The sequence below is a fragment of the Mesorhizobium sp. M7A.F.Ca.US.014.04.1.1 genome (genome assembly GCF_003998745.1).
Lineage (GTDB): Bacteria > Pseudomonadota > Alphaproteobacteria > Rhizobiales > Rhizobiaceae > Mesorhizobium > Mesorhizobium ciceri.
In genome coordinates this window covers 1-8,587 of sequence record NZ_RZRW01000231.1, presented here as the reverse complement: position 1 = coordinate 8,587, position 8,587 = coordinate 1, and the positions used below count along the sequence as shown (strand labels likewise).

Below are 8,587 nucleotides of genomic sequence, written 5' to 3'. Positions count from 1 at the left end.
CTTTCCAATTCTGTCTACATGATATCGGCCAACGGGACAGTTGTGCTTCCCGGAACTCTGGACCGCGTAAGGGCCACCACCATTGCGGGAACGTCCACCTTCGATGCCGGCACAATCTCCGCACAGTGGCAATAAGGAGCCAAGATCATGAAGCGCACTGAATTGAACGTGTTGACAGGCGAGACTACTGAATACGACGACTACGTCCCCGAACCTTATGACGAGCCGCGAGTTGTTCCGGCTGTGATCAGCCGTAAGCAATTTTACATGCAAGCCGCCATTGCCGAGCGCCGTGCCGGTATTGACCAGGATGATGCCGTTGGCGCTACCGCCATTCGATGTGATGCTCTGGAAGACAAGGTTCCCCGAGCCGATATTCGTGTTCTCGACATCGAGCGCGGTGCCGGTCCCCGAATTGATCGTGCTGCCGGAGCCGGTGGCGGTAACCGTGCCGCCGCCGGTGGCGCTGAAGCCGGTGGTGTCGCTGGTTGAGGTATCGATCGCCAGCTTGTTGGTGAAGCTGATCGTCGTGCCGTTGGTGCCGCCATTGGCCACCAGGTTGATGCCGTCGCTAAAGCTATTCGATGTTATGGCGCCGTCGAACGAGATCGTGCTGCCGCCGCCGGCGGTGCCGGTGTGGTTCTGGACGTCGATCGCGGTGGCGTTGGCGGTGTGGGTAATGGTGCCATTGTAATCGATATTGGCCGAACCGCCCGAAACCAGGAACGCCGTACCCGTTGCACCGCTCAGCGCGCCGGAACCGAGGTCGACCGTGCCGCTGACGTTGGTCAGCCTGACATTGTTGGCGCCGCCGACCGAATTGGTCGAATCGAGCGCGATGCTGGCGGCGACGCCAGAGAGATTGATCGCCTGGCCGGTGGTCGCCCTCACCGTTTCTGCGGCAGCGGTAGCTGTGATGCCCATCGTGCCGCCGGTTCCAACAATTCCGGTGCCGCTGGCGGTGTCGATGGTCACGCCGCCGGTGAAGCTGACCGTGCCGCCGGTTTGCGAGACGCCGACGCCGGTGGTCGTGTCAATGTTGGCGAGGCCGGTGATGTTGAGCGTACCGCTCGCCACCTGAATGCCGCCGCCCGCCGTGACGGCGCTGTTCAGTGTCACCGTGTTGAAGGTGAAGACGCCGGTGTTGCCGGCGTTGATCGCCATAATGCCGGCAGTCGTCGCCGCGGCAACGCTCGTGTTGCCGGTGACGGTGAAGGTACCGGCGACGCCGTCGAAAATGATGCCGCCGCTGCTGCCGCCTGAACTGATGCTGGTCACCACCATATTGACGGTCAGCGGATCGAGATCGAACGCCGCGCCATTCCCCGTGAAGACGCCGCCGCTGCTGCTGTTCAGCGTGAAATTGGTGGTCTTGGTGTTGGCTAGGACGCCGGTGCCGCCATTGTTGAAGACGCTGAACGCGCCGAGATCGAGGGTGCCGCTGGTGTTGGTGAAGCTGAGGCCGTCGCCCTGGACGCGCCCTGGGCCTGGTGAGCCAACACCGATCGTTCCGGCGCTGACAGTGCCGCCGGCGCCGTTGGAGTCGAAGCGGACATTGTTGAAGGCGATGCCGCCGCCAGTGCCGCCGAGCACAGTGTTGTCGGCAAAGGACTGGATCTCGACCGAGTTGTCCGTCGCGCTGATGTTCTGGCCGGCAAAGGACGCGGCCAGCGCCGATCCCGTCGATTTCAGCGTATTGCCGTCGATCGAAAGCAGAAGCGTGTTGGCCGGCGCAGCTGATGTGGAGAAATCGAGCGCCCTGCCGCCGGCCGCGATGTCGTTGTTGCGGAGGAAGAAACTGGAGGCGGACGTCGCGTTGACGGCGACACCAGTGCCGGTGCCTGTGTTGCGGATGATGAGGTTCTGGAGGCCGCCGGTGACGACGCCCGAGCCTGATGTCGCCAGATCGACCACCGAGCCGGCGGTGTTGCTCTGCAGGATCGGCCGTAGCGTGTCGATGCCCGCCGGTGCCGCGATGATCGGCGAGTTTTGCACGGTGGTGAAATGGAACGCAGCCGAAGCGCCGGCGCTGGTATCGACGCCGAGCTGCGAGACATCGACGGCCGCGTCGTCGCTCTTGAAGGCGAGCAGTACCTGCCCGTCATCGAGCTGGAACGACGTACCGCCGAGGTCAATCGTCGCCTGGCCGCCGTCGACGTTCTTGTCGATGAGCACAATGACATTGGCGGTAGATGCCTGGGCGTTGGTATAGGTGCCCGGATTGAGCAGGCTGCCGTCGCCAAGGGCGGTGGCATCGGCGGTGACATAGTAGACCTTGTACGAAGACAGGTTCGACGTGTCGCCGCTGAAGTTGACGTCGTTGAAATTGTAGTCGCCCGATGTCGGCAGCGTGTCGGTGGCGTGGATGACCTGGCCGTTGCCGAAGGTCTCGATCTTCGATTCGGCCGGGCTGCCGCCGTCGCCGAACACCAGCCTGGCGTTGGTGGCGCTGGAGAACTGGACGCCCTGGGCGACCTTGGTGATGGTCGACGTCTGACCAGCAGGGCCAGGATTGTTGTTGAGGAGGTCACCGAGCTGGATCTTGCCGGTGCCGGTTGTCGTCGTGCCGGCCATGTCGATGCCGAGCGAACCGGTGGAGTTGCCGCCGTCGACATCGAAATCGTCGGCCGTGATGGTGCTCGTGCCGAGCGCCGCGCCATTGAGGTCGAGGCCGACGGCGTTGGTGGCGCTTGCCGCGATCCCGATGTTCAGGCTGTGGAAATCCAGCGTCGAGCCGAGCGTGCCGGAAACCTGGACGCCGGTGCCAGTGATGCCCTGCAGGTCGACCGCCCCGAGATCGATGGCGCCGCCGCTGACATTGTTGAGTGATATGCCGGTCGCCGCGCCATTGGTCGAAATCGTGTCGAACTTGATGCCGTCCGCGCCGACCGTCGCGCCTGTCGCCCCGGCCACGACCGCCGTCGCATCGCCAAGCTTCAGCGCGGTTCCCGTGCCGGTGGTGATGGTGTTGCCGGTGCCGCTGACGCTGATCGTGCCGGCGCCGAAGGTGCTGGCGCTGAAGCCGGCGCCGCTGGCGGTGGTGATCTTGAGGTTGCCGCCGGTAAAGGCGAGCGAGCCCGTGCCCTGGGTCGGGCCGATGCTGGGGAGCTTGACGATGGCGCCGTTGGCGCCGCTGCTGGTGTCGAATATCTTCGAGGTGCCGGAGAAGGTGGCCGTTCCCTCGGACGATCCGTCAAACAAGACGCCGACGGCGCTCCCGGTATGATTGATCGTGCTCGAAATATTGTACACGCCCTCGGCGTTGCCGCTGAAGGTGAAGACCGCTGTCCCCGGCAGTGCTACTGCCGAGGTCGAAACGACCGAACCGCTCATGTTGAGCTCGCTCCAGTCGCCGCCGCCGACTTGCAAGACGCTACCCGCGCTGACGTTGATCGAGCCGGTGTAGTTCAGTGTGGCGTGGACAAGATCATTGCCGCCGGCGAGCGTGATCGCTGAACCAGTGGTGCTTGTCGTCGCGCCGATGCTGGCGCTGCCGCCATTCCCGCCAACGTTGACGGTCCCGCTCGAGGTCGTCAATGCGATACCGATCTCGGCGCCATCGATGTTCAGGGTGGATCCGGCGACATTGGCGATGTTTATGGTGCCGACCAGCGGCCCACCAATATCGAACCCTCTGTAGCTGACGTCGAGATCGGTCTTGCCGGTGAAATTGACCACGCCGGCGCCGCTCAGGCCGATCAATGAAGCGCCGATGTAGCCGGTATCCCTCAGGCCGCCAATGTTGACGTCGCCGCCGAGATTGATACCTCCAAGCAGCACACCAGCGCCGGTACTCGTGGATACGGCCGAGACGCTGTCGAAGGCAACGCCGCCGGCGCCGACATTGGCGCCGAACAAGATAAGACCGTCGGCGCCGGAATTGATCTCGTTGCCCGTGCCGGTGACCGTAACGGCGCCGGTGGTAAAATCTCCGAAGGCGATGAAGCCGGTGCCGGTCGGCGTCGTTATGTCGAGACCGCCATTGGTGAAATTGATCGAGGAATTGGTGTTGGGGGCCGGTGTGCCTGCGGGGAAATTGCCAACGAGACCCAGGCTGACGGCGTCCGTCGCGCCCGAGCTGATCACCTTGCTGGTGCCCGAGAAGGTGATCGCGGCCGAGTCGTTGCCGGCAATGACGATATTGCCGCCAGCGGCCGCGTTGGTATCAGTCAGGTTGCCCGACAGCGTCACCGAGCCGCCAGTCATGCTCTGGATCGAAACAGCCGCGCCGGTGCCGTTGCTGTTGATGGTGCCGGCATAGGAGATGATCGCGCTGCCGCCGCTCCCGGCAGTCGTCGAGCCGACATTGAAAGCCGTGTTCGCGCCGGTGTTGGTCAGCGTGCCGTCGCCAATGGTCACCGTGCCGGTCAGGTTCTGCAGGTTGATGCCGCCGCCGGTCAGCGTGCCCGCCGGACCGCTGTTGGGCAAGCTGCCACGCGTGACCGTGATGTCGCCGCTGCCGCCATTGGCGTCGAGCAGCGTGCCGGCGACGTTGATGTTGTTGTTGGTGATCGACAAATTGGTGTCGAGGCCGACGACCTTGAACGCTGTCTGGCCCACGGCGACATTGCTGACCGTGACGCCTTCGATGAAGATGCCGCCGGTATTGACGAAGCCAGCCGCGCTCCCGTTGCCGAGGAAGACCGAGCCGCTGCCGCCGCTGAAGTCGAAAGCGGTGTCGCGCACCTGGTTGTTGCCGAGCAGATGCAGGGTATCGCTGCCCGTGCTCTTGACCACGCCCTCATCGCCGGTGACGTTGCCGCCAGTAGCGCCGAGATTGCCCTGGACATTGACCGGCTGGACGGTACCGGAGGTGAGGATGGAGGCGCCGTTGCCGAAGCCGATGATCGACTGGCCGGAATCGAGCGTGAACGGGGTGCCGCTGAGATCGACGGTGCCGACAAAGGCGAAGTTCAGCGTGCCGGTCATGGCATCGGCCTCGGCGACCGTGTAGGTGGTCACGTCGGCGCTGAGCCCGTCCGTGTTGGCGTGGACGATGCCACCGCCCTGGGAAATCATGATGGTCCCACCGACCGCGCTGGCCAGATGGGCGGCGCCGGTGAAGTTGACGTCGTCGAAATCATAATTGCCGAGCGTCGGATCGAGCCCGATCGTGTTGACGGTGTAGCCGCCGGCGGCGGCGCTGATGGAGGACTGCAGCCCATCGGCGGACGTGCCGTCGCCGAAGGTGAAGTTGGCGTTGGCCGAGGTCGCGGTGGCGCCGCTCGACGACAATTCGACGCCGACGCCGACATTGGAAATGCTGGAGCCGCGCAGGAAGGTGATGGTCTTGTTGCCGGTCGTCGACGACAGGTCGATGCCGCGCGAGGTCAGGCTGCCGGTGCCGGTGATCGTGGTCAGGCCGAAATCGGCCCTTGTCGAGGAACCGCTCGAGGAACCGCTGAAGTCGATGCCGGTCTGGTTGGCGCCAACCTCGTCGATCGTGGTCGTGCCGAAGCTGATATGTTCGTTGATGTCGAGGAACTCGATGCCGGCGGTGCTTGCCGCTCCCAGCGTAACCTGGGTTGTGCCGAAGGTGACCGTGCCATTGTCGGCAATGAAGATGCCGGTGCCGCCAGGCGTCGTCACGGTGACCTCGCCAAAGCTCGCCGATGCCGTGCTGGCGACATTGGTGACGGACAGGCCGGTGCCCGTGGCATTGGTGATCGACAGCGGCGCGGTCACGTTCAACGTCGCGGTGCCGCCGAGGCTGCTGACAAGCGCCCCGCCGCCACCCGTCGCCGACAAGGTCGGGCCAGTGAAGCTGATGGCGCCGCCGGCCGGGGTCAGCGTCGATCCGACATCGAACAGATCGCCGGTGCCGGTCGAGGTGACCGTACCGCTGAAGGTCACCGAGCCGCCGGTGGTGCCGTCGACCTTGACCGCCGCGCCTGGCGCGGTTGCCGAGCTGGAGATGTTGGCCGCTACGCCGACTGTCGCGCTGCCGCCGGAAACGACGACACCGTCGCCAGCGCCCGAATTGGTGATGGTGCCGCCGAGGATCGTGATCGAGCCCGTATTGTTGGTCAGGCTGACATCGGTGCCCGCGACATTGGTCGCCACCAGATTGGTGATGGTGAAGGTCGATGACGAAGCGTTGATTGCAAGGCCGTTGATGCCGGCAGCGGTGCCGCCGACAGTGACATTGCCACCCAGGAACTGGCCGCCCGAGACGGCATTGAAGTTGAGCGCCGTGGCCGTCGCAACGCCTGTCGTGATGCTGTCGAACGCCATGCCGCCGGTGCCGATGGTGATGCCGTCGAGATTGATCGCCCGGCCGGTGCCGGTGGTGATCTGCTCCGTGCCCGCGGCCGCGACTGTGATCGTGCCGCCCCCGGTGGCATCGAAGCCGGTACCGGTCGTCGTGGTCAGGTCCAGCCCGCCGGTGAATTTCACCGTGCCGCCGGTGTTGGCGGACAGGTCGATCGCGTTGGCCGAGCCCGTGCTGGCGGTGATCTTGCCGCCGAAGGTGGCGGTGCCGCCGGTCTGGCCGATGATCCTGACCGCGTTGGCCGCATTGGCCTGGTCGATCGTGCCGTTGTAGGTGACGTTGGGCACCGCACCGTTGATGTTGAAGGCTACATCGCCCGTGTTGGTGATGGAACTCGCGGCCGCGAAAGTCAGCGTGCCGCTCGAGCCGCTCCAGATGGCCACGCCCCTGCCGCCGCCACTGATGTCGAGATCGTCGAAGGTGGCGATGCCGTCGAAATTGTTGGCGAACAGCCCGACGCTGGCGGCACTGGTAATCTTGGTGTTGCCGGTGAAATCGACGGTCGCGTTCGAATCGACAAGCACGATGCCGGTTTGAGATGCGGTCTGGACGGTCAGGTCGTCGACCGAGACCGTGCCGGTCACACCATTGAGGTAGAGGCCGGACCCGACATTGCTGGCCGTCACGCCCTGGACGGTCAGGCCGTTGATGCCCAGGCCGTAGATCGCCGAGCCGGAACCCCCGGAAACGTTGAAATCGAGCAGCGTGTTGCCGTTGCCCAGCGTCACGACATTACCGCCGCCGGAACTGGTCAGCGTCGCCGCACCCGCTGAATCCGATATGGATTCGTCATGATGGATGTTGGTGCCGGTGACATTCAACGGCACCCCGCCGAGCGAGAACGCGCGGTCGTTGCCGAACGAGGCCAGTTCCTGTCCGTCGCTCAGCGAGAAGCCGGTGGCGTCGTCGATTGTCCCGCGGTTGACCAGGACAATGATGGCGTCGCTGGCGGTAATGCTGTCGGCATATTCGATCGAGGCGAGGTCGGTGATCGACGTGCCGCCGCCCGAAGCCCCGGCCGCAACGAAGATGTAATTGCGCAGATCGTAAAGTTGCGGGCCGGTAAACGCGGTCGTGCCGAAAGCGTAGTGGCCGCTGCCCTCATTGAGCCCGCGCGCATCGAGCGAGGCGGTGATGCCGGAGATGGAGCTGGAATTGCCGCCGAAGGTAAATTCGGCGTTGGCCGTGGCGCCCGGCGTGCCGGCAATGCCCAGCCGCACGCCGGTATCGACATTGGTGATGACGCCGCCATCGGTGATGATGATCACCGCGCCGCCAACGCTCGGCGACGTCAGATCGATGCCGATCGAGCCGGCAGCACCGGTGCCGGTGATGCTGAGCGACTGCGCGGTGAAATTGGTCTTGGATCCGGAGAAGTCGAGGCCGGTGCCGACACCCAGTCCGGAGATGACGATGTTGCCGGCGACCACCGCCGCATTGACGCCGGCAAACGAGATGCCGTCGGCGCCGGGGTTGGTGATGCTGATGTCGCCGAAGCGGATCGTCGCCGGCGAATCCGAAATGGCGATCGCCGGTCCGGTCGTGTTGGAGATCGTCGTCGCACCGTTGACGGTGAAGTTGCCCGCGACATTCTCCAGCACGACACCCGACGTGCCGCCGCTCTGGCTGATCGAGTCCAGCACCACATGGGCGGTGATCGGATCGATGAAGACGGCGGTGCCGCCATTGCCTGACACGGTGCCGCCGGTGGTGGTGAACGTGCCTCCGGTCGACGTGCCCTGCACGGTGATGCCGCGGTCGGTATTGTCCTGCGCATTGACGGTGGCGAAGGTGTAGGTGCCCTTGCCGGTGATATCGAGACCGTCGTCGAGATTGCCCTGCAGCAGCGTCGTGCCGGTGAAATTGTAGGTGCCGTCGCCGTCGATGTGCAGGCCGTCGAGGCCGTTGCCGGTGGCGGTGAAGTTGGAGTCGGTGATGCCGGTCGAACTGCCCGTGAAGTCGGCGCCGTTGCCGCCCGCACCGGTGACCGTCACATTGGTCAGCGTCGCGCCGGTGATGTTGTTGCCGAAGATGCCGTCGCCGCCGCCGGTGATGATGATACCGCTGAGCGTGTTGCCGTTGCCGAGCGTAAAGACGGGGTTGGCGACGTTGGTGCCCTGGATCGTGCCGTCGCTGCCGCCCAGGTTGAAGGTGCTGGTGCCGCCGCCGAAAAGCCTTGCGGTGACGCTTTCGCCGCCGCCGATGACGGTCTGTCCATTGGCAAGCGTCACCCCGCCAGTCGTCAGATTGCCGTTGCCGCCGAGTGCCACGACAAAACCGTTCGCACCCGACTTGGTCCCGGCGTCGTCCAGCGTC

General features: G+C 64.7%; 1 protein-coding gene. It reads right to left on the bottom strand.

Features of this window, described 5'->3' with window-relative positions; translation table 11 throughout:
• Nucleotides 1-8,587 (bottom strand): hypothetical protein (locus EOA22_RS16790; RefSeq protein WP_245478644.1); only part of this gene is annotated, 8,587 nt, incomplete at both ends.